This is a genomic window from Planomonospora sp. ID67723 (genome assembly GCF_015711605.1).
In the GTDB taxonomy this organism is placed as follows: domain Bacteria; phylum Actinomycetota; class Actinomycetes; order Streptosporangiales; family Streptosporangiaceae; genus Planomonospora_A.
The window spans coordinates 525,533-549,984 of the sequence record NZ_JABTEZ010000001.1; the positions used below are offsets into that span (position 1 = coordinate 525,533).

At 71.1% G+C, this 24,452-nt stretch carries 20 protein-coding genes; 10 read left to right on the top strand and 10 right to left on the bottom strand.

The annotated features are described in order from the left end of the window. Nucleotides 1-1,035 (bottom strand): PucR family transcriptional regulator, encoded by a 1,035-nt coding sequence (locus tag HS041_RS02390; protein WP_196438877.1) that lies wholly within the window; start codon nucleotides 1,033-1,035, stop codon nucleotides 1-3. A 93-nt stretch (nucleotides 1,036-1,128) separates the two neighbouring features. On the opposite strand from HS041_RS02390, the gene HS041_RS02395 reads away from it, so the two are divergent. The 5 genes from HS041_RS02395 to HS041_RS02415 all read left to right on the top strand — a co-directional run bounded on the left by HS041_RS02395 (nucleotide 1,129) and on the right by HS041_RS02415 (nucleotide 6,855). After that, nucleotides 1,129-2,049 (top strand): alpha/beta hydrolase, encoded by a 921-nt coding sequence (locus HS041_RS02395; RefSeq protein ID WP_307845135.1) that lies wholly within the window; start codon nucleotides 1,129-1,131, stop codon nucleotides 2,047-2,049. Nucleotides 2,050-2,207: 158 nt separating this feature from the next. Further along, the gene (locus HS041_RS02400) at nucleotides 2,208-2,516 is read left to right on the top strand and encodes a cupin domain-containing protein (protein WP_307845136.1); all 309 of its coding nucleotides are present in this window, start codon (nucleotides 2,208-2,210) and stop codon (nucleotides 2,514-2,516) included. Nucleotides 2,517-2,602: 86 nt separating this feature from the next. Beyond that, nucleotides 2,603-4,438 (top strand): ABC transporter ATP-binding protein, encoded by a 1,836-nt coding sequence (locus HS041_RS02405; RefSeq protein ID WP_196438879.1) that lies wholly within the window; start codon nucleotides 2,603-2,605, stop codon nucleotides 4,436-4,438. After that, entirely contained in the window at nucleotides 4,435-6,150 is a 1,716-nt protein-coding gene (locus tag HS041_RS02410; protein ID WP_196438880.1) for an ABC transporter ATP-binding protein, read from the top strand. The genes HS041_RS02405 and HS041_RS02410 overlap by 4 nt, the downstream gene beginning before the upstream one ends. Before the next feature lie 252 nt (nucleotides 6,151-6,402). Further along, the gene (locus HS041_RS02415) at nucleotides 6,403-6,855 is read left to right on the top strand and encodes an iron chaperone (RefSeq protein ID WP_196438881.1); all 453 of its coding nucleotides are present in this window, start codon (nucleotides 6,403-6,405) and stop codon (nucleotides 6,853-6,855) included. Nucleotides 6,856-6,925: 70 nt separating this feature from the next. Here HS041_RS02415 and HS041_RS02420 read toward each other — a convergent pair whose 3' ends face one another. The 5 genes from HS041_RS02420 to sigJ all read right to left on the bottom strand — a co-directional run bounded on the left by HS041_RS02420 (nucleotide 6,926) and on the right by sigJ (nucleotide 14,178). Continuing rightward, complete coding sequence (locus HS041_RS02420; protein WP_196438882.1) at nucleotides 6,926-7,825, bottom strand: family 16 glycosylhydrolase; 900 nt, start codon at nucleotides 7,823-7,825, stop codon at nucleotides 6,926-6,928. A gap of 8 nt (nucleotides 7,826-7,833) precedes the next feature. Further along, complete coding sequence (locus HS041_RS39895; RefSeq protein WP_196438883.1) at nucleotides 7,834-9,804, bottom strand: acyltransferase family protein; 1,971 nt, start codon at nucleotides 9,802-9,804, stop codon at nucleotides 7,834-7,836. Nucleotides 9,805-9,979: 175 nt separating this feature from the next. After that, nucleotides 9,980-11,407, bottom strand: coding sequence for a glycosyltransferase family 2 protein (locus HS041_RS02430; protein ID WP_307845137.1), 1,428 nt, complete (start codon nucleotides 11,405-11,407; stop codon nucleotides 9,980-9,982). A 521-nt stretch (nucleotides 11,408-11,928) separates the two neighbouring features. Continuing rightward, the gene (locus tag HS041_RS02435; RefSeq protein ID WP_196438885.1) at nucleotides 11,929-13,140 is read right to left on the bottom strand and encodes an NAD(P)/FAD-dependent oxidoreductase; all 1,212 of its coding nucleotides are present in this window, start codon (nucleotides 13,138-13,140) and stop codon (nucleotides 11,929-11,931) included. A 93-nt stretch (nucleotides 13,141-13,233) separates the two neighbouring features. Next, nucleotides 13,234-14,178: an RNA polymerase sigma factor SigJ gene (gene sigJ, locus HS041_RS02440; RefSeq protein WP_196438886.1), complete on the bottom strand. Its 945-nt coding sequence runs from the start codon at nucleotides 14,176-14,178 to the stop codon at nucleotides 13,234-13,236. A gap of 488 nt (nucleotides 14,179-14,666) precedes the next feature. Between sigJ and HS041_RS02445 the strand changes: the two genes are divergently transcribed. From HS041_RS02445 to HS041_RS02465, 5 genes are all read left to right on the top strand, one after another. Next, a complete protein-coding gene (locus tag HS041_RS02445; RefSeq protein ID WP_196438887.1) occupies nucleotides 14,667-15,887 on the top strand; it encodes a GAF domain-containing sensor histidine kinase in 1,221 nt (406 codons plus the stop codon). A gap of 191 nt (nucleotides 15,888-16,078) precedes the next feature. Further along, nucleotides 16,079-16,390, top strand: a complete 312-nt coding sequence (locus HS041_RS02450; protein WP_196438888.1) for a UBP-type zinc finger domain-containing protein — start codon at nucleotides 16,079-16,081, stop codon at nucleotides 16,388-16,390. Between the two features lie 40 nt (nucleotides 16,391-16,430). Continuing rightward, nucleotides 16,431-17,411 (top strand): acyl-CoA desaturase, encoded by a 981-nt coding sequence (locus HS041_RS02455; RefSeq protein WP_307845138.1) that lies wholly within the window; start codon nucleotides 16,431-16,433, stop codon nucleotides 17,409-17,411. 196 nt (nucleotides 17,412-17,607) lie between these two features. Further along, the gene (locus HS041_RS02460; RefSeq protein ID WP_196438890.1) at nucleotides 17,608-18,579 is read left to right on the top strand and encodes a LysR family transcriptional regulator; all 972 of its coding nucleotides are present in this window, start codon (nucleotides 17,608-17,610) and stop codon (nucleotides 18,577-18,579) included. A 150-nt stretch (nucleotides 18,580-18,729) separates the two neighbouring features. Next, a complete protein-coding gene (locus HS041_RS02465; protein WP_196438891.1) occupies nucleotides 18,730-19,080 on the top strand; it encodes an STAS domain-containing protein in 351 nt (116 codons plus the stop codon). Here the strand turns inward: HS041_RS02465 and HS041_RS40360 are convergent. The 4 genes from HS041_RS40360 to HS041_RS02480 all read right to left on the bottom strand — a co-directional run bounded on the left by HS041_RS40360 (nucleotide 19,014) and on the right by HS041_RS02480 (nucleotide 24,428). Continuing rightward, on the bottom strand, nucleotides 19,014-19,688 hold the full coding sequence (locus HS041_RS40360) for a DUF5994 family protein (protein WP_374058818.1): 675 nt from the start codon (nucleotides 19,686-19,688) through the stop codon (nucleotides 19,014-19,016). The two genes, HS041_RS02465 and HS041_RS40360, sit on opposite strands and share 67 nt — an antisense overlap. Before the next feature lie 100 nt (nucleotides 19,689-19,788). Next, the gene (locus tag HS041_RS02470) at nucleotides 19,789-20,268 is read right to left on the bottom strand and encodes an STAS domain-containing protein (protein WP_196438892.1); all 480 of its coding nucleotides are present in this window, start codon (nucleotides 20,266-20,268) and stop codon (nucleotides 19,789-19,791) included. Between the two features lie 224 nt (nucleotides 20,269-20,492). Beyond that, complete coding sequence (locus HS041_RS02475) at nucleotides 20,493-21,605, bottom strand: AI-2E family transporter (RefSeq protein ID WP_196438893.1); 1,113 nt, start codon at nucleotides 21,603-21,605, stop codon at nucleotides 20,493-20,495. Nucleotides 21,606-21,662: 57 nt separating this feature from the next. After that, on the bottom strand, nucleotides 21,663-24,428 hold the full coding sequence (locus HS041_RS02480) for an AfsR/SARP family transcriptional regulator (RefSeq protein WP_196438894.1): 2,766 nt from the start codon (nucleotides 24,426-24,428) through the stop codon (nucleotides 21,663-21,665). Between the last annotated feature and the right edge of the window lie 24 nt (nucleotides 24,429-24,452).

The following is a 24,452-nucleotide window of genomic DNA, read 5'->3' on the forward strand; positions in this document are numbered from 1 at the left end:
TCAGCCGTCGAGCAGCCGCCATGCGGTGAGGGCGAGCCTGGCCCGTGTCAGTCCGGTGGGCTCGGTGAGATCGATGCCCAGGGTCCTTCCGAGCTGTTCGATGCGGCGGGCGACGCTGCTGTGGTGCAGGTGGAGGAGGTCGGCGGCGCGGCGTAGGGAGCCGGTGACGCAGTAGGCGTCCAGGGTCTCCAGGTCTTCCGGGTTGCCGGCCATCCGGGTGATCGCGGCCACGTCGGTGTTGTCGCGTGCGGCGTCCTGGGGGATCTGTGCGAGCAGCGCTATCGCGCCCAGGCTGTCGTAGTGGACGACCGGCTGGCGTGGGGTGGTGAAGCGGAGGGCGGTGCGGGCTTCCCGCCACGACCGGTCGGGGCTGTCGGCGGCGCCGATGCCCGCGCGTACGCCTGCCGGAAACCGGGCCGGGTCCACGGTGGTGGCCAGGATGACGCCCGCGTCGGCGATCGGTGCCGCCTTCACCAGGCGAGCCGGGCAGACCAGGCCGCCGATCTGGTCGAGTGGAAGCCGCGACCGCACGGCGACGACGCGGACCGGCAGGTCGGCGGCGAAGCCCAGAAGCTGTAGCGCCCGGGCTCTGGCCGCCTCGTCGCTGTCGGAGCTGATCACCAGTTCGATCAGGGCGGGATCGGCCATGGTGGTGCGGGCCGGGCCGTACCGTTCGACGACCGCCCCGGCGGCGATGGCGAGCCGGTCCAGCAGCACTTCGTCGAGCGGGCTCGGCGGGCCGGGGCGTTCCAGCCACACCGTGCCGATCTCCTCCTCGTCGAGCGTGATCGGCGCCGTGCTGGACGCGGGGGACGGCGGGGCGGACGTCTGCCTGCCGTCGGGTGAGAAGCGGATCGACCGCCCCGTGCCGTGGAGCCGGATCCCTGCCACGCACTCGGCCAGGCCCGCCGAGGCTCGGGCGAGCGCCGGAAGATCCACCCGCCGGCGCATCAGCGTGTCGTAGAACATGACGACCCGGATCACGCCCCCGGCTTGTGAGTCCAGGTGCGACAGCCGTTCGGCCAGTGCCTCCATGGCAGGAGGATAGGTCCTCTCCGGCAGGAGGATGAGCGCCGATCGATGCGTGATCGGGGCCGGATGCCCGACGGATGGCGGATGATCTCAGGGGTGACGACCTTGAGGATGGTCGGCATGGATCCCGAACTGGAAGCATTCATCCCGTTGTTCCCCCGGGCCGATCTGACCGACCCGGTCACCGCGCGCAAGAACCTCGCCGAGTTGGCCGCCGCGGTGTCGGCACCGGACACCTCGGGAATGGAGATCGAGGACCGCACGGTGCCCGCCGATCCGGATGTGGCGGTGCGGATCTACCGCCCGCACCTCGCACAAGGCACCGTCATCTGGCTGCACGGCGGCGGATTCGTCATGGGCGACCTGGACACCGAGCATCCGTGGGCCGCACGGCTGGCGGACGGCTCCGGTGCGGTGGTGATCTCGGTGGGCTACCGCCTGGCCCCCGAGCATCCGTTCCCGGCCGCCCTGGACGACGTCTACGCCGTGCTGGCCTGGACGGCTCAGCACGCGGCCGAGCTCGACATCGACCCGGGGCGGATCGCGATCGGAGGCCACAGTGCCGGCGCGAACCTCGCGGCCGCGGTGGCGTTGCGGGCGCGCGACCAGCAGGGGCCGCCGATCCGTTTCCAGCTTCTCAACCAGCCCGGCCTCGACGACCGGCAGGAGACGTGGTCGGCGCGGCACTTCACCGATACGCCCTGGATGAATCGCGACAAGGCAGCCCAACTGTGGAGGCACTACCTGGGTTCCGCGCCTGCAACGCCGTACGCCGCCCCGGCTCGGGCGGCCGATCTGTCCAACCTGCCACCCGCCTACATCGCCACCGCGGAGTTCTGTCCGAACCGCGACGAAGGCATCGGCTACGCGCTGCGCCTGCTGCAGGCGGGCGTGTCGGTCGAGCTGCACCAGTGGCCCGGCACCTTCCACGGCTCGCAGGCGATCCTGTCCGCCGAGGTGTCGCAGCGGCAGATCGCCGAGCTCGGCGCCACCCTGCGCCGTGCCCTGGCCGGGTGAGGTCGTCGCGGCAGGCCAGGCCGGCCCGATGCCACGACCCGTCAGATGAACAACCACCGCAGGAAGGACGTCTCGGCATGACGGTCACCCCGCTCGATCTCTTCGCGTCCTCTATCCACCTTCACCGAGGCGGCAGGATCCACGCGGGGAGAAGACCGGTGGACGCCGACCGGGACGGCTGGCAGCTGAGGGCCTTCCATGCGAAGACCGACGCCGACGTGCACGCCGACCACTGGGAGGTCCATCCCGAAGCCGAGGAGGTCGTGTCCTGCCTCATCGGGAAGATGCGCCTCTACCTCCGTCCGGAGCGGCCGGGGCAAGAGGAGGAAGAGATCCGGCTGACGGCCGGAACCGCTGCCATCGTCCCGCGCGGGCGATGGCACCGCATCGAGCTGGACATACCCAGCACCATCATGGCCGTCACCCTGCCGCGCGGCAGCCGGCTGGAGAAACGGGCCGAAGCCTAGGCCGGAGCCCTCGGCCCCTGTCCTCGACCGCCATGGGGCTCGGTCACGTGCCTGGTCGCGACGAAGCTGACGAAGACGGGAGAGCGATGAACGCCACCGACCTTGCCGAGGCGAGGGAGAAGTCCACACCACCGGATGCCGGCTCCGCGGCGGGGCAGAGCCTGGCAGGATTGCTGCGCCCCTACGGATGGAGTTTCGCCGCCGTTGTTCTCCTGCAGGTCATCGGCGCCGTCGCGGGTCTGGCGCCGCTGCTGGCGGTCGTCGAACTGGGTCGCGCCCTGTTGGCGCCCGGCCCGATCGATCACGGTCATGTCTGGACCGTCGTGATCGCGGGTGCGGTCGGCTTGTTCGTCCGGCTGCTGTTCACGGCCGCGTCGTCCGGGCTCGGCCATGTTCTCGACGGCCAGGTGCAACTGACGTTCCGCCGGCAGCTGGCCGCGCGGCTGGGGCGCGTCCCGGTCGGCTGGTTCTCCCGGCGCCGAACCGGCGAGCTGGCGAAGGTGGTGGGAGAGGACGTCAGCGCCGTGCACCCGTTCGTCGCCCACACCCCCGGCGAACTCGTCTCCGCATTCGCGGTGCCGCTGGTGTCGCTGATCTACTTGTTCACCATCGACTGGCGGCTCACGCTGATCACGCTGATACCGGTGGTGCTGGCGGTGTCGCTGGTCCCCCTGCTGATGCTCCCCGCCCGGTTGCGCGAGCAGGAGGAGTTCGATGCGGCCATGGGACGGATCGCGAGTTCCGTCGTCGAGTTCGTGCAGGGCATCGCGGTGGTCAAGGCGTTCGGCGGATCCGAGCGCGCCCACCGCACCTTCCTCACAGCCGCGGACGATTTCGTCAGCGTCTTCTCCCGGTGGGTGCGCGGTATGTCCGTGGTCGCCGCCGGGATGCAGCTGGCGCTGTCGCCGCCGTTCGTGCTGCTGGTCGTGCTGATCGGCGGTGCGGCTCTGATCACGTCCGGTGGCATGGCCCCGGCCGACCTGCTGCCTTTCCTGCTGCTCGGGCTGGGCCTGACCGCTCCGGTGGCGGCCCTCGGCCACGGCTTCGACGACATGCAGGCCGCCCGGCGCGCGGTCGGCCGGATCAAGGAAGTGCTCGAGGTGCGGTCGCTACCGGAACCCGAGCAGCCGGTCGCGCCACGGGGACACCGGGTGGAACTGCGCGACGTTCGATTCGGTTACGACGACGACCACGAGGTGCTGCGCGGGATCGACCTGGTGCTCGAGCCGGGGACGGTCACCGCGATCGTGGGACCGTCGGGAAGCGGAAAGTCCACGCTGGTTCAGCTGTTGCCGCGGTTCTTCGACCCGACCCACGGTTCGGTCGTCCTGGGTGGTGCCGACCTGCGCGAGATCGACAGCCGGGAGCTCTACCGGATGGTCTCCTTCGTCTTCCAGGACGTTCGCCTGCTGCGCGCGTCGGTCGCGGACAACATCGCGCTGGCGATACCGGATGCCGACCGCGATGAGGTGATTCGCGCCGCCCGTCTGGCGAACATTCACGATCGGATCGTTGAGCTGCCGCGCGGATACGAAACGGTGATCGGTGAAGACGTCCGCCTGTCGGGCGGCGAGGCGCAGCGGATCTCGATCGCACGCGCGCTGCTCGCCGACGCGCCCGTTCTGGTGCTCGACGAGGCGACCGCCTTCGCCGACCCGCAGACCGAGCAGGCGGTGCGCCGGGCCCTGGCGACGCCGGGTGGCGATCGGAGCATTCTGGTCATCGCCCATCGGCTGGAGACGGTCGCCGACGCCGACACCGTCGTGGTGCTGGAGAACGGGAAGATCGTCGAGCGTGGCAGACCCGCCGAGCTGCTGGCACAGAACGGAGAGTTCGCCGCGTTCTGGCGATCCCACCGATCGGCGGCCGCCGACGAGACCGAGACCCGCGCAGGCGTCCTGCAAGGAGACGAACCCCGATGATCCGAATGCTGCTGCGCGTGCTGGGCCACCAGTACGCCCAGGCGATGCGTCGCACCGTGATCCTCATGACGGTAACCGCGATAGCCGAGGGTCTGTCCTACGCCCTGCTGGTTCCGGTGCTGCGGGCACTGCTCGGGGGCGCGCCCGCAGACGCCGGGCCGTGGCTGATCGCGTTCGGGGCCGCGGTCGCGGTCTACGCCGCGCTGCGCTACACCAGCGATCTGTCCGGTATGCGCGTCGGGACCACGCTGTTACGTGGCATGTATCACCGGCTCGGCGAGCATCTGGCCCGATTGCCCATCGGCTGGTACAGCGCCGACCGGGTCGGCGAGGTGTCCGTCATGGCCAGCCGCGGCCTCCTGCAGACGATGGGGGTGGCGGCGCATCTGCTGGCGCCGTTCGTCTCCGCCCTTGTGACTCCCCTGACGATCGTCGCCGTGATACTCGCCTTCAACTGGCGGCTGGGGCTGGCCGCGTTGGCCGCCGCGCCCGTCGTGGCGGTGATCCAGCGCTGGACGGCACGCTCGATGGCCGCCACCGATGCGGAGCGCCACGAACGCGACAAGGAGGCGACCGGGCGAGTCATCGAATTTCTCCAGGCCCAGCCGGTGCTGCGAGCCGGCGGCCGGACCGGCGAACGCTTCACGCTGCTCGACGACTCGCTGCAGGAGCTCCAGCGCGCCTCCCGCCGTACCGTGCTGTCGGCGCTGCCCGGCGCCGTGGGCCTGACGCTCACGGTGCAGGCGATCTTCACCGCGGTGCTGGTGTTGGGCGCCTACCTCGCGCTCGGCGGGAACATCGGCGCGGCAGAAGTTCTGACAATCCTGGTCCTCGCCGCCCGCTGCGCCGATCCGCTGCTGTCGCTGTCGGACATCGGCGGCAAACTCCGCGGTGCACGCTCCGAGCTGGCCAGGCTCGACGAGGTATTGCGCACCGGACCGTTGCCGGAGCCTCGCGAACCGATCCAGCCGGAACGCCATGACCTGGAGTTCGCCTCCGTCACCTTCCGGCATGGCGACCGCACGGTGATCGACGACCTCTCGTTGTCCGTGCCGCAGGGACAGCGGCTCGCCGTCGTCGGACCGTCGGGCGCGGGCAAGAGCACATTGCTGCAGTTGCTCGCGCGGTTCTACGACGTGGACTCGGGTGGGGTGCGTGTGGGGGGCGTGGACGTGCGCGCCATCACCACGGAGACGTTGATGGCGCAGATCGCCATCGTCTTCCAGGATGTCTATCTCTTCGACGGCACGATCGAGGAGAACGTGCGCCTCGGCCGTTCCGACGCCGGCGAAGCCGAGGTGCGGGCGGCCGCGGCCGCGGCGCGGTTGGACGAGGTGATCGAGCGGCTGCCCGGCGGATGGGCGGCGAACGTCGGCGAGGGCGGTGCCCTGCTGTCGGGTGGTGAGCGCCAGCGTGTCTCGATCGCGCGAGCGCTGCTGAAGAATGCGCCCGTCGTGCTGCTGGACGAGGTGACCTCCGCCCTGGACCCGGTGAACGAGGCGGCCGTCCACGAGGGCATCGAGCGCCTGATGGCGGGCCGGACGGTGGTGATGGTGGCGCATCGGATGCGGACCGTCCGACGCGCCGACCGCGTCGTCTTCCTGGACGGCGGCCGGATCGTGGAGGAGGGCCGCCACGACGAGCTGCTGCGCCGCGGCGGCCGCTACTCCGACTTCTGGGGAATCTCCATGACACCGGTAGCGGGTGAATGAGCCCGTAGGCCCTGGGTCCGGGTCCAGGCGCCCTACCACTCCCGACCAGCGATCCAGGCCCTACCGGCCCTGCACAGGCCGAGCACCGCCCCGCGATCGGGTCGAAGAAGTGGTACGGCGTGCGTCCGCCCGAGGAGACGGCGCGAGGAAGCAGCGGCCTCCCTCAACACCATCGCATCGTCATCGCATAGCGAACGTATCAATCCGAACTGCCACTCTTGTCTCACACCGAAAACGACGGAGGAGAGCACGATGAGCGGCACCGAAAGCAACACGTACGAGGGGTTCACGGCCGAGGAGCGGGCCGCGATGAAGGAGCACGCCCAGGAGCAGAAGAAGGCGGCGCGCCGCGGCTCGCGGGCGGACAAGGCGGCGGAGGCGGAGCGGGACGTGCTCGCGAAGATCGCCGAGATGCAGGGCCCCGACCGGATCCTGGCCGAGCGCGTCCACGCCATCGTCACGGCCAACGCCCCGGTCCTCGCACCGAAGCTCTGGTACGGGATGCCCGCCTACGCGCTGGACGGCAAGGTCGTCTGCTTCTTCCAGAGCGCGGAGAAGTTCAAGGCGCGCTACGCGACACTCGGGTTCAACGACCTGGCGAAGCTGGACGAGGGCACGATGTGGCCGACCGCTTTCGCCCTGACCGAGGTGACGGCCGAGGCGGAGGAGCGGATCACCGCGCTGGTGAAGCAGGCGGTGAGCTGAGGCGCCGTCCGGCGTGGGTTGTCCCGCACCCGGGGGAGCACCTTGCAGCGCTCTTCCTCCGGCACGGTGGTCAGGCGGCGGGCCGCGTGGCGACGGAGACGTAGTCGACCAGCATCGGGCGCCCGGAGACGGTGGCCGGGGTGGGGCCCCCGCCGAAGGCCCCGGGCAGGCCGCCGCCCACGGCGACGTTGAGGATCAGGAAGAACCCGTGGCCGGTGGCCTTCTTCCAGGTGACGGGGTCCATGCGGGTGGCCTCGACGGTGAACACCGGCGTGTCGTCGAGGTACCAGCGGACGGCGGTCTCGGTGATCTCGACGGTGTAGCGGTGGAAGGAGCCGTGGCAGTCCGGGCAGGGGCGCTCGCCGGACGACAGGCCGGACGGTTCGGCGCAGGGCCCGCCCGGCATGACGCCGCAGTGCATGGCGGCCAGCACCGAGGGGCGCCCGTTGACGGCCTCCATGATGTCGATCTCGCCCACGCCGGGCCAGCCGGTGTAGCCGTCGCGCAGCGGGGCGCCCAGCATCCAGAACGCCGGCCAGTAACCGGCGCCGTCGTCCGGGCCCACGTCGGGCAGCATGATCCGTGCCTCGACCCGGAGCGTGCCGCCGGGCGGCGGCCGGAAGTCGGCGCGGCGGGTCTCGACCCGGCCGGACGTCCAGGAGCCGTCGCGCAGCAGCGGGGTGATGGCCAGGCTGCCCCGGCCGTCGAGGGCGACGTTGTCGGTGGAGGCGGTCATCGTCTCGATCTCGCCGGTGCCCCACTGGGGGGCGGGGCAGCCGGGATAGCAGGTGCCGACGTCGTGCAGCCAGGTTCCGGGCAGCGGCGTCCCGGCCGGGCCGGTGAAGTCGTCGCGGAACACCTCGCTCCACCCGTCCCGGCCCGCTCCGGCCGTCTCCCCCTCCCGGCCCGGCCCCGAGCACCCGGCCAGGAGGAGGAGCGACGCCAGCGCCACCGCGAGCACGCGTCTCACGGCGCCGTTCACAGGACCGTGGGGATCACGTCGAGATCCTCCAGGTCGCGTTCGATCCGGGGGGCGAGCCGCCGGGCCAGCGTGTCGGTGATGTGCGAGTCGTCGCGGTACAGCACGATCCCGTCCAGCGCCGCCGGGCAGGTCCTCCCGGTGCCGGGGCACAGCAAGGGCGACATGTCCAGCACCCTCATGCCGGGCCGTTCACCGGCGGCGACCTGCTCCGCGAGCGGGTCGGGGCGCAGGCCCGCCGCCCGGGGGAAGGCGCACTCCGGGACGGGGGAGCCGGACAGGCACGCGGGTACGTCCGTGCCGGGCAGCGGGGTGTCGCGCAGGTAGACCAGCGACGCGCCGAGCCGCTCCAGCCGGGCGAGGGTGGTGTCCCAGGCACGGGTCAGCACCGCCCGGTCGCGGGTGTAGGCGTTGAGCGAGGCCAGCAGCACCAGCCGGGGCGGGGAACTCGCGTCGAGCCGGTCGAGCGCGTACTCGCGCCAGGCGTCGCACTCCCGGTACTCCCGGTCCAGGCGCGGATCGACGACCGTGAGCCGGGGAAGCGGGCAGCCCGGTTTGACCAGCACCTCCAGTGCCCAGCCGCGCCGCAGCGCGATGCGCTCGGCCGCGGCGAACCACTGGCCCGCGTGGGAGTCACCGATCAGCACCACCCGGTTCTTGCTCGCGGTGTTCCCGAACAGGCACGGCGGGCTGGTGACGGCGGTCAACCCGATCTCGCAGCCCGCCGACGCCGGGTAGTCGACGCGGGCCTGCGCGGGCGGCGGCTGGAGCGCGCCACCCGGTGGGGTTTCGGCGACGGTGACCCGGGGGGTGACGGTCGCGCCGTGCACGGCGCCGCCGTTCAGCAGGAGAGCGGCGGCGACCGGGACGACGACGGCGCTGGTGCCCAGGGCCAGGCCGCGCCGGGGCAGGGCGGCGACCACCCGTGAGGTCCGCAGCGGGTTCTCCACCAGCTTCATGGTCAGCCCCGCGGGGATCGCGGAGCCGAGGACCAGCGCCAGTTTCACCGACCACGGCTGCGGCCCGGCGGCGGCCTCGGTCAGTACCAGGACCGGCCAGTGCCACAGGTACCAGGAGAACGACAGCCGCCCGACCGCACGCACCGGGGCCAGGGACAGCAGCGCCGAGAACGGGGAGCGGAACGCGATGACCGCGACCGCGCCGAGCGTCGGCACCAGCGCCGCCGTCCCCGGGTACGGCGTGGCCGCGTCGTACACCAGGACCGGCCAGAGCACGGCCACCGCGCCCGCCAGGCCGAGTACCGCCGAGGACGCCGACCGCGGCCGCTGCCCGTACGGCAGCAGCACCGCGGCCAGCGCCCCGGCGCCGAACTGCCAGGCACGCGACGGGGAGGCCAGGTAGGCCAGGGGTTCACTGATCTCGGTCCACCACAGGGACAGGGCGAGCGAGCCGCCGGTCAGGACGACCACGGCCGCCGTGACCGCGGGCACCGGGTCGCGGCGCAGGCGGCGCGCGGCCAGGGCGAGCACCAGCAGCAGCGGCGCCCACAGCAGGTAGAACTGCTCCTCGACGGCAAGCGACCAGTAGTGCAGCAGCGGGCTGGGATCCCGTTCGGCGGCCAGGTAGTCGGTCTGCCCGGCGGCGAAACGCCAGTTGGCGATGGACAGCGCGGCGGCGACCACGTCACCGGCGACGTCGGTGCCGCGCAGCGGGGGCAGCAGCAGCCACGCCCCGGCGGCGGTGGCCAGCAGCACGAGCCCGGCGGCGGGCAGGATGCGCCGGGCCCGCCGGGCGTAGAACTCCGGCAGGGAGAAGCTTCCGGAGGCGGAGATGTCGCGGAGCAGCAGACCGGTGATCAGGAAGCCGGAGACGACGAAGAACACGTCCACTCCGATGAACCCTCCGGCCAGGCCGGGAACGCCCGCGTGGAAGGCGAGCACGGCCAGCACGGCGACCGCGCGCAGACCTTCGATGTCGGGCCGGAAGCCGAGGCGGTACCTGGCGGTCACGGCGGGGACTCCTTAGGCGATGGGGTGGAAGGCCGCTTCAGGGCAACAGCGGCGGGAAGGCGGTCAGACCGGAGGCGAGCAGGGCCCCCAGCAGCAGCAGGGCGGTGATGGCCAGGGCCTCCGGCCAGCTCAGGCGGTGGTTCATCGGGTCTCCTCGAAGGTGGTGGAGGGGCGGTCATCGCAGGGTCCGCCACAGGTCGCGGATCAGGGGGAGCGAGACGTAGGTGCTGGCGGCGGCGAACAGGGTCAGCGCCCAGTAGCGGTCCCAGCCGTACTCCGGGGCGCGCAACGCGATGCCGGCCCAGGTGGCGGCCGTGGTGACGGTCAGCCACACCAGCGCCATCCGGCCGATCGACGAGACCAGCGTCGTCTTGCCCGCCGCGGCACCGCTGGGCACCCAGGCCGCCGCCTGGTTTCGTACGGCGTGCACGATGGCGACCAGGTGGCAGTACGCGTAGAGCGTCTGCGCCCGGACCACCTCGAAGCGGTAGCGGCTCACCGAGACGGCCGGGAGCAGCACCAGCGCCACCCACAGTGGCCCGATGAACGGGATCATGTGCCAGGCCCGGACGTCCTCCGGGTAGAAGGCGATCATGACGAGCCCGGGCAGCGGCACGGCCGCGATGTTGATCGCTGAGACGAAGTAGCTGAGGAACCCGCTGTAGTAGGACAGCCGGACCCGCCACGGCATCGGCGTGCGGTGGAACGCGCCGTCGAACAGCAGGCTCATGCAGCCCATCGCCCACCGGTACTGCTGGGCGACGTAGGAGGCCACGTTGTCCGGGGAGGTGCCCTTGGCCAGCAGCACCGGGACGTACTTGGTGCGGTAACCGTGCTTCATCAGCTCGACGCTGGTGTAGATGTCCTCACTGTGGTCGATCTTCGGGAAGCCGCCGATCTCCTCCAGCGTGGACCGGCGGTAGACGACGTTGGTGCCGACGCAGATCGCGCCTCCGTCGGCGTCCCTGGACGGCTGGAGCCACCGGTAGAACAGCTCCTGGGCGGCCCCGGCGGCGCGCTGCAGCCAGGGCATGTCCGGGAAGGTGTCGAAGTACTGCGGGGACTGCGCGACGGCGATCCCCGGGTCCTCCAGATAGGGCACCAGGTGGGCCAGGAAGTCCGGGCGCGGGCAGAAGTCGGCGTCGAACACGGCGACGACCTCGCCGTCGCTGATCGACAGGCCGTGGTTGAGGTTCCCGGCCTTCTTCAGGTGTCCGAGGTCGGGGCGGGAGCTGTAGCGGAAGCCGTACCGCCCGGCCAGGGTGGCGACCTCGGCGCGGGCGGCGTCGTCGAGCACCCACACGCTCACCGGAGCGTTCCATTCCAGGGCGGCGACGTGCCGGAAGGTGTTGCCCAGGATGTCCAGCGGCTCGCCGCGGGTGGGGACGAACACGTCGACCGAGGGCACCCGTACCGGCCGCCAGGAGCGGACCAGCAGTTCGTGCGACTCCCAGGTGGTCAGGCGCTGCCGCTGCCCGTCGACGAAGGACATCGCCCACCCGGCGAGGTTCAGCGTCAGCGCGGCGAAAAACGGCCACAGCGCCGGATGGCGCAGCGAGAAAAGGAAGAGAGTCCCCGCCGTGAATGACAGGGAAAGCGGCACGCTGAGTAATACCCAGCGTCTTTGTGGACCGAAATAAAGCTTCAGTTCGTCGTCGCCCGGAGGCTGCGGGAGATACTTCCCGGCCTCATGGGAGGGCGCGTCGATCAAGGCGAGCATGTGGAGGACCCCGATTTCCAGATGCGCTGAACGATTCGCTTCCAACTGTAAACAAACTTATCAGTACCGCGCAAAAGGCCAACGGAGAGAAGGGAAACACTGCGTTAACTGAACGAGATTCGGGGTTGTGAAATATCCATCGAAGGCCCGCCGAATGACATTATGTCCAAATCGTCGGATGTTCGGATGTGTCATAGATCACACATGTGGATCATGGTTCACCGAGCAGGTTCCGCCGAAAGCCTCCTCCTTCTTGGGCAAGGAATGCCCGCAGACGTCACCGGCTGAGCGGTCGCCGTCCTCCTGCGGCGGAACACGCCCTGATCGCACCCGGCGGCGACCGCAGCGCGGCGAAGGTCTTCGTGACAGCGAGATGGGCCGGGCGACGGCGCTCGCTTCGCGCTCTATGCCGATCCCTTGACGGCCGATCCCTTGACGGCCGATCCCACCGCGGCCCGCTCCCGCGTGACGCGGCGGCGCCGGGTCGGCAGCCCGAGTGTCGGGTTGGCGACGCCCCAGGCCGCGCCCTTGCAGATCAGTTCCTTGTAGACGGCGGCGAGCCGTCCGGTCAAGACCGCCCGCACGGCGCGGTCGTCGGCGGTGACGTACTGGATCAAGCCCTCCGTGCGGCCCAGTGAGATGCACTGGTTGAAGTAGCGGATCGACGCGTTCGGGAGCTTCGCGCCGGTCAGACGTGCCGCGATCGCGTCGGCGGCCTGCCACGCGGCAGGAGTTCCCGAGGCGCACGACATCCGCAGCGGCTTGTTCCCGGGGCCCATCACCATGGCCGCGTCGCCGACGGCGTACACGTCCGGGTGCGAGACCGAGCGCATGGTCCCGTCGACCACGATCTGGCCGGCGTCGGTGACCTCCAGGGCGGTCGCCTTCGCGATCGGGTGGACCGCGAAGCCGGTCGTCCACACCGTGACCGCGGCCGGGATGGCCTCGCCGTCGGCGGTGGTGACGCGGTCGGCTTCGACGCCGGTGACGACGGCGTGCTCGTGCACGGTGATCCCGAGCTTTCCGAAGACCTTCCGCAGGTGCCCGCGGCCCCTGGGCGAGAGCCAGTCGCCGAGGCCGCCGCGGGCGGCGAGGGCGACGTCGAGGTCCGGGCGGGCCTCGGCGATCTCGGTCGCGGCCTCCAGGCCGGTGAGGCCGCCGCCGACGACGACCACGGCCTGCCCGGCGTCGAGGCGGGCCAGGCGCTCGCGCAGCCGGAGTGCTCCGGGGCGGCCGGCGATCTCATAGGCGTGCTCGGCGGTCCCGGGGACGCCTTGGGCGTCCCAGCCGCTGCCGAGGGCGTAGACGAGCGTGTCGTAGACGAGCTCGTCGGCGCCGTTCGCGTCGACGACGGCGACGGTGTTGCGGTCGACGTCGACGCCGGTGACCTTCGCGAGCCTCAGTTCGACGCCGGTGCCCGCGAACATCTCACTGAACGGCCGGGTCTTGAGGTCCTGACCGGCCGCCAGCTGGTGCATGCGGACGCGTTCGACGAAGTCGGGCTCGGCGTTGACGAGGGTGATGGCGACGTCCTCGCGGTGGAGCCGCCTGGCGAGGCGACCGGCGGCGACGGCTCCGGTGTATCCGGCTCCGAGGACGAGGATGCGGTGCTGCATTTCCTTGCTCCTGTCTTCGCGGGTTTGCCCCTTGAACCGGGAGGCCCGCCGTTTCCTGACAGGAACGCGATGTGAAGCACCTCACATCCGCGGTCAGAAGGCGTTGAACAAGGGCTCCCCGTGGTCGGCGGCCGCCCAGTGCGCGGTCGCGCGTTCGAGCTTGTCGGGGTTGACCTGGCTGCGGAACGCGGCGATGCCCCCGGCGGTGACCTCCAGGCACATGACACCGACGACCCGGCCGTCCACGACGGCCACGACGGCGGGGTCGCCGTTGGCGGTCCAGGCGTAGACCCCGGGCGCGCCGCCGACCATGGCGCGCTTGGCCTCGCCGGGTTTGAACAGTCCCCGCAGGAACGTCGCGACCGCGACGGCGCCCTCGAACGCCTTGGCCCGGGCCGGGAGCTTCCCGCCGCCGTCGCCGATCGAGACGGCGTCCTTGGTGAGCAGGCGCACGAGCGGTTCGATCTGGCCGCTGGTGGCGGCCGCCAAGAACTCCTCGACGATCCGCCGGGCGGCGGCCTCGTCGATCTCGGTGCGGGCCTTGCCGTCCGCGACGTGCTTCTTGGCCCGGTGGAAGATCTGCTGGCTGGCGGCCTCGGTGATGTCGAGGATCTCGGCGATCTCCCGGTGCGGGTAGGCGAAGGCCTCCCGCAGCACGTAAACCGCCCGCTCGTTGGGGGAAAGGCGCTCCATGAGGGTGAGGACCGCGTAGGAGACCGATTCGCGCTGCTCGGCGGTGTCGGCCGGGCCGAGCATCGGGTCCCCGGCGAGCAGCGGCTCGGGGAGCCACTGGCCCACATAGGTCTCGCGGCGCGCCCGCGCGGAGGTGAGCTGGTTGAGGCACAGGTTGGTGAGAACCTTCGTCAGCCAGGCCTCGGGGACCTCGATGCGGTCGACGCCGGCGGCCTGCCAGCGCAGGAACGTCTCCTGTACGGCGTCCTCGGCATCCCCGGCGGAGCCGAGGAGGCGGTAGGCGATGGCCTCCAGGCGCGGCCTGGAGGCCTCGAACCGGTCGACGTCGTCCGCGGTCAGGGGCATGGCCCGATCCTAGATCGCGCGGCGCGAATCGGCCGCCGCCGCGATGGGGCCCTTCACCGTTCGACGCGCCACCCGGCCTCGCGGACGCAGCAGACCGCTGTGATCGAGCCGGTTCCGGGGTCCCGTTCGCACCCGGCGGCCATGGCGGTGTCGGTCCGGCCGCCGGGTTCCGCGTGCCTGACCTCGACAGCAGCGGGTCATGCCGTGCGCAGGCGGCGATACGTCGCCCGGAGGGTTCCCGGCGGTTGCCGAATCTCGGACAACGGGCCCGCCGCGGATGCCGGGAGACCCGCCGGCATGCCGGGCGCCCGGCCCTTCCCGCGACCGCTTCCCCGTGAGGCGAATAATGAAAACTCAAGGATTTTGCCCGTATTGAGAGTTTTGTTGGGGCGTGCTTTTTTACCTGTCGCCCCGCAGGCGGCCGCCCATACCGGGTACATCCCTGCCACCGGGCGGCCGCGTGGCGGATCGGGTGGAGCAGGGGTGTGATGACGCAGCGACCAGTGCCGCCCGATGAGGCCGGGCGGATGCGGGAGATCGAGACGCTGGGCGCGCTGGAACGGGTGGACGAGCCCCGGTTCTCGGCGATCGCCGAGCTGGCCGCGTTGATCTGCCAGGCGCCGATGGCGCTGGTCAGCATCATCGGCGCCGAGCGGCAGCACTTCAAAGGCCGCGTCGGCGTCACCGAGACCGGCATGGACCGGTGGCTGGGGTTCTGCTCCCACGTCATCATCGGCCGCCGACTGCTGGAGGTGCCCGACACGCTGGCCGATCCGCGCTTTCGCGACGACCCGGCGGTGACAGGGGAACCGTACGTGCGCTTCTACGCCGGCGCCCCGGTCACCAGCACCCGCGGGTACGTGCTGGGCACGGTGTGCGTGATGGACCGCACGCCACGCCGCCTGAACACCGAGCAGCACCAGGCGCTGGACTCCCTGGCCACGTGCGCGGCCGATCTGCTGCAGCTGCACCACTACGCCCGCCAGTCGCAACAGGTCATCACCCGCCTGGCCGAGATCGAAGAGCTCAAGCACGGCTTCCTGCGCACCGTCAGCCACGAGCTGCGCACCCCCCTGACCTCGATCGGCAGTTACCTGCAGCTCATCCAGGAAGGCGGCCTGGACGCCGACACCGAGCACCAGTTCCTGGACGTGATCGAACGCAACAGCGACCGCATCCGGGGCCTGATCGACGAACTGCTGCTGCTGGCCAGCCTCAGCGCCCGCACCGCCAGCTACAGCCCAGCCCTCATCGACCTGACCGACCTGGCCCGCCGCGCCTGCACCCAGGCCGCCGCCAAAGCCTGGGCCAACAGCCTGACCCTTGCCTTCCGCCCCGACGCCCAGGTGACGGCCTGGGGCGACACCGGCCGGCTGTGCCATGCGCTGGACCAAGCACTGGACAACGCCATCAAGTTCACCCCGTCCGGCGGCAGCGTCACCGTCACCGCCGACCCCGGCCCGGTGGTGGAGGTGTGCGACACGGGCATCGGCATCAGCGCCGAGGACCTGCCCCATGTCTTCGACGACTTCTACCGCGCGGCCGAGGCCGAGGACCGGGCGATCGGCGGCACCGGGCTGGGCCTGCCCATCATGGAGAAGATCGCCCATCTGCACGGCGGCGAGGTGCACATCGCCAGCACTCCGGGCGAAGGCACCTGTGTGCGCCTCACGCTGCCGGCTCCGCCGGCGGCCCCTGGGAAGCCGTAGGCCCGCCGACCGCCTCCGGACCGGCTCGACGCGGCAGGAGCGCGAGCCACGGACCGGACGCCGGGCTCGTGATCGATCACGATCGATGATGAGGCTTGCTCGGATTGCATGTTTCCACCGGACCGCCCGCCGCGTTGACTCGAGAGGAAGCCAGTCGACGCACCCCGCGCCGCCGGTATCAAGGGAGTCCGATGGCCTTGAACATTCAAGGTGCCAACATCACAGCACGCGGAAGCCCGAACGGTCAGGCCCCGGCCTGCGACCATCTGGACCTGGTTCCGGCCGCCGCGCACGGACCGGCGGAATGCGCGCAGTGCCTGGCCCTGGGCTTGGCCTGGACGAGTCTGCGGGCCTGCCTGACCTGCGGCTGGGTGGCCTGTTCCGACGAGTCACCGGGTGGCCATGCGAGAAGGCACTACGAGGAGACCGACCACCCGGTGGTCACCTCACTGGAACCGGATATGACCCGGCGCTGGTGTTACGTACACGGGCCGATCGCATGACCGAGACGGAAAGAGACTCATGACCCTCTCTACAGGAGCGGTGAGACGTCGCGATGACTACGACGGCGAATCCTCCTTCCCCGGGGCCGCGCAGCATTTCACGGCGAGCACGTCCCAGATGGGGCTGACAGCGGCCATCGTCGTCATACCGCTGGCCGCACTGGGGGCAGGCGTCTGGCTCGCCTGGGGCAACGGGCTCGCGCTCCGCGATCTGCTGCTGGCCGGAGTCTTCTACGTGGTCACCGGCCTGGGAGTGACCGTCGGGTTCCACCGGCTGCTCACCCATGGTTCCTTCACCGCCCGGCCGTGGCTGCGGGTGGCGCTGGCGGTCGCCGGATCGATGAGCTTCCAGGGCAACGTCATCGACTGGGTGGCGACCCACCGCCGTCATCACGCCTTCACCGATCGCCCAGGTGATCCGCATTCCCCTTACCGGTACGGCACCAGCCTGCGCGGGCAGCTTCGGGGGCTTGCCCACGCACATCTCGGCTGGATGTTCACCGGTGATCCGACTCCGGCCACCCGTTACGCTCCCGACCTGCTCGCCGATCCGGCCATGGTCAAGGTGGCGCGCGCCTTTCCCGCCTTGTCCGCCGTGTCGCTGGCCCTGCCGTTCCTGGCCGGCTGGGTGATCGGCGGAAGCCTGTACGGCGGGCTGACCGCGTTCCTGTGGGCCGGGCTGGTCCGCGTCGCCCTGCTGCAGCACGTCACCTGGAGCGTCAATTCTCTGTGCCACGTCATGGGCAGCCGGCCGTTCAGAACCCGCCGCCACGACCGGGCGACGAACCTGTGGCCGCTGGCCCTGCTGTCGTTCGGGGAGAGCTGGCACAACGGCCACCACAGCGAGCCCACATGCGCCCGCCACGGCATGGAGCGCCGTCAGATCGACCCCTCCGCCGGGTTCATCCGCCTCCTCGAACGACTCGGCTGGGTCGCGGACGTGCGCTGGCCCGATCCCGGCCGACTGGAAAGCCGCCGTGCCGGCAGCTCCGAACGCCCCCGCGCGCCGGCGGAAGACTGATCACCCAGGCCGTGCGGACCTCCTCCCGGAGGTGTCGCGGAACCTGCTGCCGCCGCCCGCTCACCAGGGTCGTCACCGTCCGGCGACGACCCTTTCAGGCCGGTTCGCTCGCCGTATCGCTGCGGCCGACGCGAGGACCTATGGTGAGACAAGACGGTCCGCGTGAACACCACCCGGTTGGGAAGGGGCGGCGGACATGGAACTGCGCCAACTCCGCTACTTCGTGACCCTGGCCGAGGAGTTGCACTTCGGCCGGGCGGCGGCCCGCGAACACATCGTGCAGTCCGCACTGAGCCAGCAGATACAGCGACTTGAGCGCGACCTCGGAGTGCGGCTGCTGAATCGCAGCACCCACCATGTCGAGCTCACCCCGGCCGGCACCGCCTTCCTCGTCGAGGCGCGTCAGATCCTCGACCACGTGGGCCGGGCGGCGCAGGCCGCGCGCAATGCCGTCGCCGCCCCGCGCACGCTCCGGGTCGGCATCATCGACGCCAGCTACGACTCCATGCCGCAGATCCTGCGTGACGTCCAGCAGCGCCTTCCGGGGCTGACGATCCACCAGGTCGAGGCCAGCACCCCCGACCAGTACCGGCAACTGGCCGACGGACGCCTGGACATCGGGATCGGGCGGGCCTCCCAGACACCCTCCGACGTGGCCTCCGAGCTGATCCGGCTCGACCCGCTCGGCGTACTGATCCCCGACGATCACCGTTTCGCCGCCCAGGACGGCGTGCCCGTCGCCGCCCTGTCCGACGAACCGCTTCTTTTCGGTGAGGACACCCGGTCGCCGGAGTTCAACCAGTTCGTCATCGAGCTGTGCCGCGCGGCCGGATTCGCGCCCACCGTCTACGAGGGGACCGTCGAGAGCACCCGCGCCGCCGCCGACCTCGTGCTCCAGCGCCGCTGCGTGCTCTGCGTCCCCTCCTCCTCGCGTACTTCCGGCCAGCCGGGCACCGTGTGGCGGCCCTTGGTCGAACCCACGGCGCACTACCCCTGGTCACTCCTGTGGCGTTCCGGCGACCGGTCCGCCCACGTCGCCGCCGTCATCGACAGCGCCAGGCGGCTCGCCCACCGGTTCGGCTGGTTGCAGACCGCTTTCCCGTCCGCCGGCCTGAGACCCGGCCGGAGCGTGCCGTCGGTCATCAGCGACGGTGATGAGCCTGCCTGACATCGGCCGTTTCCCCGGAGCCGAACCACGGCTTCACTGAGATCGGTGCCGTGGCGGGAGCGACCGTCTTTCGGGAGGCCTCCGTTCGCGGATCCCATGGCCGGCAGGCACCTGCGGACGGCCGACCGCGTTCATCGAGAGGGAGTCCGCATGGACCTGTCGACCCACACCCACCCTCCGTGGACCGTCTGCCGCGTCACCGGGGAGGTCGACGTCTTCACCGCGCCCGCGCTTCGCGCGCATCTGCTGGCTGCCCTGGGCAAACCGGGGCGGGGAGTTCTCCTCGACCTGTCCGCCGTCACATTCATGGACGCCAGCGGGCTGGGGGTTCTCGTCTTCGTCAAACGCATGCTCGAAGCGCAGGAGGGGACACTCCGCCTGCTCGCCCCCTCTGCCGCAGTCCGCCGGCTGCTGAAGGCCGGCGGCCTGGCCGGTCAGTTCCCCGTGAGCCTCGACATGGCGGCCGCGGAGCAGGCCGAGCCGGTGGCCGGGACGGCCTGATCCGCTCCGGGCCCGGCCGTCACGGCCGGTCCGCCCTCGCGGATGTCTCCCGTCCCGCCCTCGTTCTCCCAGTCGGCCTGCCCCGCGTCGCCTTCCCGGCGGGGGCGAGACGTCCCGGATCGATCCTGGGTGGTGCTCCGACCGGCGACGGGAAGACCTGCGGAGATTTCCCCGTCCGCATCCACGGCATCCGGCGCGAACACGGCTTTCGCCGATGCTTCCGTGGCCTGCGGGGGGATCAGCTGAAGGGTGATGCCCGGCCTTCCCCTGAGGCTCAGGGTGACCAGCCGGGTGTCCATGGATCGGAACCATCCGACCCTGACCGCCCGGCCGGGGGCCGGAATCCGGTGCGGGATGTTGTCCCAGGCCTCCACGTGCAGTCCCACCCGGAGGGTCATCTCCCCGAGGCGCTGGTCGACGGCCGCGATGAGGCCCGGAAGTTCCGCCGCCGCGTCGGTTGACCGGGGCCACCATGCCCCGTCCACCGGCCCTCGTCGATCACGGACGGGCGCGAGGCTCAGCCGTACGGCGGATGCCTCCACCGGAGACGCGGGCGGGACGTGAGCGGCAGGAATCGCCGGAGGGAAGGTGGCGTGCGTTGTCGTCATGATCGACCGACTGCCCCGGCCCAGCTGGGCCGTACTGGTGGAACGCCTCGGACGGCATCGGCATGATTGCCGGCGTACGGAACATTCTCGACAATTACCATTATATATCTTTTGGTAGATCAACAGAGTTATGCGTATCACCGCAGCCCTTCAGCGACTGCCGGAGATCCGCGACCGGCCGGGGCATGTCGTCGGTGGAGCCCCGGGGAGTCGTGGCGTCCAGGCGGAGCCCGGGTGCCTCGCGCCAGCCGGTGAGGTCGAGCAGGCGGCGCACCCGCGGCGGGGCCGACCGCAACGCCAGCACGTGGCCGTCTCGGAACTGAGCCGCGGTGACGACCAGGGCGCGCAGGCCACCGACATCGATGAACCTCAGACCGGCCAGATTGACGTATGCGTCGCTGTCGCCCGGGATCGAGTCCAGCGACCGGACCAGGGCGGGCAGCGAGAGGCGGTCGAGATCTCCCTCGACCTGCAGTCCCGGCGGGCTGGGAAAACAGGTGACGCGCAGCCGGCGATCGTGGTCTACGACCGGTTCGAGGGCGAAGGCGTGTGGAACATCGGCATTTTCCATGCTGCTCATGCCTATTCCTCCAAGGGCGCGTCGACACGATGACCGTGAAGTCCGGCAGGCGTTGCGGCGGTGCCTGGCTGATTGCAGCGGTGATCCGAGCATTCGGCGGCATCTCAGGAATGGAAACGAGCAATCGCAGATGAACTCATCACGGATCGCGGCCGGTGGTGGAGCCCGGCCCCTGGTTCGCCGGGAACCGCCCGCCACCGGGTGGAGAACGAAGCCGGGTGCGCCTATGCCGGCGTTGAACCGCCATCGGGTTCGCCCGTCGCCGGCTCCCGGCTCGGTTCACCGAGCTGCTCGCGCAGATAGTTCCAGAGCACGGCGACCAGCGCAGCCGCCGGCACCGCGAGCAGGCTGCCGACGATGCCCGCCAGGCTGCCGCCGAGCGTGACCGCGAGCAGGACCACCGCCGCGTGAAGGCCCAGGCCACGGCTCTGCAGCATGGGCTGGAAGACGTTGCCTTCGAGCTGCTGGACCACGACGATGAGGGCCAGCACGATGAGCGCGTCGGTCAGGCCGTTGGACACCAGGGCGATGAGCACGGCCACGAAGCCTGCGAAAAGGGCGCCGACGATCGGCACGAACGCCGACACGAACGTCAGCACGGCCAGGGGAAGCACCAGCGGTACGCCGATGATCCACAGGCCCAGCCCGATGAAGACGGCGTCCAGCAGGCCGACGAAGGCCTGGGAGCGAACGAACGCCCCCAAGGTGTCCCAGCTGCGCGCGGCGATGGCCGGGAGGTCGACCGCGAGCCGGCCGGGCAGCTGGCGAGTCAGCCAGGGCAGGAACCGAGGACCGTCTTTCAGGAAGAAGAACATCAGGAAGAGGGCCAGGACGGTGGTGACGATGCCGCTGACCACCGTGCCCACACCGGTGACGGTGGCGTTGACGATGCTGCCGACGCTCTCCTTGATACGGACCACCGCTGCGTCGAGCGCCTGGGCGAACTGGTCGTCGCCGATGTTCAACGGCGGACCGGCGGCCCATTCCCGCATCTTCTCGATGCCGTCGACCACGCCGTTGGCGAGTTCGCCCGATTGGGAGGCGACCGGCACGGCGATCAGCACGATGGTGCCCGCCGCCACTATGAGGAACAACGCGGTCACCACCGACGCGGCCAGGGCCGGGTGCCATCCGCGCCGACGCAGGAAGCGCGTGGGCGGCCATGTCAGCGTGGTCAGCAGCAGCGCGACGATCACCGGCCACGTGACCGACCACATCCGGCCCAGCATCCACAGCGCCACGGCGCTCATCAGCAGGACCAGGAGCAGTTCCAGGGAGATGCGGGCCGAGGCACGCAACGCCGCCCGGGTCTTCGTGGAGCTCAGCGTGGCAGGCATGAGATCACCTTAAGACGCGCGATGAGCGGAATCGCTCGTCATCGACGCGGTGCGCCCCTAACCGGCGTGTTCGAGGAAGGCCCGGACCTCGTCGGCCTCGGGCACGCCGAGCTCCCCGTAGAGGCCCAGGGCCGTCCGCCCGTGCTCACGGGCCCGGCCGGAGTGCCCGAGGGCGAGATGCGCGCGGGCCAGACCGTCGTGGGCGCGGGCCTGTTCGGGCCGGTTGCGGGACGCGTCGGCGAGCGCGAGCGCGGCGGTGTGCTCCTCGACCGCCCGGCCGGGGTCGTCCGCCGCCTCGGCGAGCCCGTTGAGTGCGGTCGCCTCGTCGGCGGTGTTGCCGAGCTTGCGGTAGAGGGCCGCGGCCTGCTCGTGGCGGGTGCGCGCCTGAGCGAGGAGGCCCTGGCGGCGGAGGACGACGCCGAGGTGGTTGAGGACCACCGCCTCTCCAGCGGGGTTGCCGGTCTTGCGGTGGAGCGCCAGCGCCAGATCGAGATGGCGCCTGGCCTCCTCCGGCCGGCCGGCCCGGTCGAGGACCAGGGCGAGGATGCCGAGCACGTGGGCCTCGCCCCAGGCGTCGGCGCCGATCCGGGTGAGGTCGAGTGCCTGCTTGAGGTACTGCTCCGCCTGAGTGTCCCGCCGCCGGCGCAGGGCCACGTTGCCCAGCGTGAGCAGCGCCCGAGCCCGTTCGTAGGCCTCCTCGCACACGTCGAGGGCCTGGTGGGCGTGTTCCTCTGCTCGTTCGTACTCGCCGAGCCGCCAGTAGGTCCACGCCAGGTCGGTGAGCGCTCGCGCCTCGAACTCGCGGCGGTCGAGCTTGCGGCTGCGCTGGAGCGACAGGGTGTGGAGGGTGATCGCGTCGTCGTGGTGCGCCTGCCGGTCGAGGTAGGGGCGCATCGCCAGGGCCAGCATGCCCAGGCAGATGTCGGGTCCGTGGACGGCGGTCGCGATGATGTTGGAGCGCTCGGCGTCGAGCCAGGCGATCGCCTCCGCGGCGTCGCGGATGGGCGCGATCGGGGCGGATGGCTGGGGGATGCCCTCCCGCTGGCTGAGACTGTCCGGGAAGAGCCGGTCCACCGCCGCGCGGGAGCGGTGCAGGTAGTAGGTGAGCAGCCGCAGGACCGCGCCGTCGTCCTCGGCGATCGAGCGGGCGTGCTCGCGGAGCAGGTCGTGGAAGGTGTATCTGCCCGGTTCGTACTGCAGGAGCATGTGGGCGTCCAGGAGGCCTTCCAGGAGGTCCTCGGCCTCGTCTTCCGGGATCCCGGCCAGCGCGGCCGCGCCGCGGGCGTCGATGTCGCGGCCGGGCGCCAGCCCGAGCAGGCGGAACATGCGCTGCTCCTCGGCGCTGAGCTGCTCGTAGGAGACGGTGAACGCGGCCGACACCCCGTCCAGGAGCCGGCGATGGTCCCGCAGCCGACCGGCCAGGTAGGACACCGTCCAGCGCGGGCGGTGCTGGAGGCGGGCGGCCGAGATCCGGATGGCGAGCGGGAGGTGCCCGCACAACTGCAGCACCTCGCGCACGGCGTCGGGTTCGTCGTGAGCGCGTTCGCCCACGATCCGGCCGAACAACTCGACGCCGTCCTCCTCTGCCAGGACGTCGACCGAGAGGGCGCGGGCACCGGCCAGGTCGACCAGCCGCCGCCTGCTGGTGATCAGGACGAGGGTGTCGGACGCGCCCGGCAGCAGGGGGCGCACGTGGTCGGCGTCGAGGGCGTTGTCCAGCACGGCGAGCACGCGGCGGCCGGACAGCTCGGCCCGCCAGAGGGCGCTGCGCTCGACCAGGGTGACCGGGATGCGGTCGGCGGGCACCCCGAGCTGGCGGAGGAGGGCCTCCAGCGCGGCGGAGGAGTCGACCGGCTCCCGGCCTGCGGTGTGGGCCTGCAGGTCGACGAAGAGCCGGCCGTCCGGATGGCGCGCGGCCAGCCGGTGGGCCACGTGGACGGCGAGCGCGGTCTTGCCGATCCCGGCCATGCCGTCGATCGTGACGACCGTCGGCCCGTGGTACTCGCCCACGAGTCGCTCCAGCTCGGCGGTCCGTCCGGAGAAATCGGGAATGTCGTAGGGCAGGTAAGTGGAGCGACGCGGCGGGCCGGCAACGACCGGTGCCGCGTCGGCCAGGCGCAGGGCAGGATCATCCGCCAGGACCGCCCGCTCCAGCTCGGTGAAGGCGTGCCCGGGGTCCAGGCCCTGTTCGTCCGCGAGAGCCGTACGGTAGGAACGCGCCGCGGCCAGGGCGTCGGCCTGCCGCCCCGCCCGGTGCAGGGCCAGGACGAGGTGGCCGTTGATCTTCTCGCGGAGCGGGTTGGCGGTCGCCTGGGCGGCGAGCTCGTCGAGCAGATCGCCGTGCCGCCCGGCGGCGAGCTCGCCCTCCACCAGGCGCTCGTATGCCGACAGCCGCCGGTCGTTCCAGAGCTCCCGGACGCCGCCGACGTAATGCGCGTGCACGTCCTCCAGCGCCTCGCCGCTCCACAGGTCCAGGGCTCCGCGCAGCTCGCCTGCGGCCACCAGCTCGGTGAACTCCTGCGCGTCGACCTGTCCGGGCTCGGGCTGCGCGACGTAACCGCCGGCACGCGTCTCGAGCAGCCGTACGGCTCCCGCACCGCGCAGCACCTTGCGGATCGCGGTGATCGAGGCGTGGATCTGCGATCGGGCGGTGTCGGGCCGGTCGTATCCCCACATCGCGTCGATCAGCCGCTCGATGCTGATCACCCGGCCGGCATTGAGCAGGAGGTAGGCCAGCACAGCCCGGTGACGTGGGGCGATGCCCGTCAGGGGCGCGCCGTCGACGATCATCTGGACGGGGCCGAGAAGGGTGAAGCGCAGCATCGTCCCTCCATCACCATCGCATCG

What these genes read in the sequence shown, in the direction of transcription:
- HS041_RS02390 (WP_196438877.1), bottom strand. Translation starts at nt 1,035, where the DNA reads ATGGAGGCACTGGCCGAACGGCTGTCGCACCTGGACTCACAAGCCGGG.
- HS041_RS02405 (WP_196438879.1), top strand. Translation starts at nt 2,603, where the DNA reads ATGAACGCCACCGACCTTGCCGAGGCGAGGGAGAAGTCCACACCACCG.
- HS041_RS02410 (WP_196438880.1), top strand. Translation starts at nt 4,435, where the DNA reads ATGATCCGAATGCTGCTGCGCGTGCTGGGCCACCAGTACGCCCAGGCG.
- HS041_RS02415 (WP_196438881.1), top strand. Translation starts at nt 6,403, where the DNA reads ATGAGCGGCACCGAAAGCAACACGTACGAGGGGTTCACGGCCGAGGAG.
- HS041_RS02435 (WP_196438885.1), bottom strand. Translation starts at nt 13,140, where the DNA reads ATGCAGCACCGCATCCTCGTCCTCGGAGCCGGATACACCGGAGCCGTC.
- sigJ (WP_196438886.1), bottom strand. Translation starts at nt 14,178, where the DNA reads ATGCCCCTGACCGCGGACGACGTCGACCGGTTCGAGGCCTCCAGGCCG.
- HS041_RS02445 (WP_196438887.1), top strand. Translation starts at nt 14,667, where the DNA reads ATGACGCAGCGACCAGTGCCGCCCGATGAGGCCGGGCGGATGCGGGAG.
- HS041_RS02450 (WP_196438888.1), top strand. Translation starts at nt 16,079, where the DNA reads ATGGCCTTGAACATTCAAGGTGCCAACATCACAGCACGCGGAAGCCCG.
- HS041_RS02460 (WP_196438890.1), top strand. Translation starts at nt 17,608, where the DNA reads ATGGAACTGCGCCAACTCCGCTACTTCGTGACCCTGGCCGAGGAGTTG.
- HS041_RS02465 (WP_196438891.1), top strand. Translation starts at nt 18,730, where the DNA reads ATGGACCTGTCGACCCACACCCACCCTCCGTGGACCGTCTGCCGCGTC.
- HS041_RS40360 (WP_374058818.1), bottom strand. Translation starts at nt 19,688, where the DNA reads ATGACGACAACGCACGCCACCTTCCCTCCGGCGATTCCTGCCGCTCAC.
- HS041_RS02470 (WP_196438892.1), bottom strand. Translation starts at nt 20,268, where the DNA reads ATGAGCAGCATGGAAAATGCCGATGTTCCACACGCCTTCGCCCTCGAA.
- HS041_RS02475 (WP_196438893.1), bottom strand. Translation starts at nt 21,605, where the DNA reads ATGCCTGCCACGCTGAGCTCCACGAAGACCCGGGCGGCGTTGCGTGCC.
- HS041_RS02480 (WP_196438894.1), bottom strand. Translation starts at nt 24,428, where the DNA reads ATGCTGCGCTTCACCCTTCTCGGCCCCGTCCAGATGATCGTCGACGGC.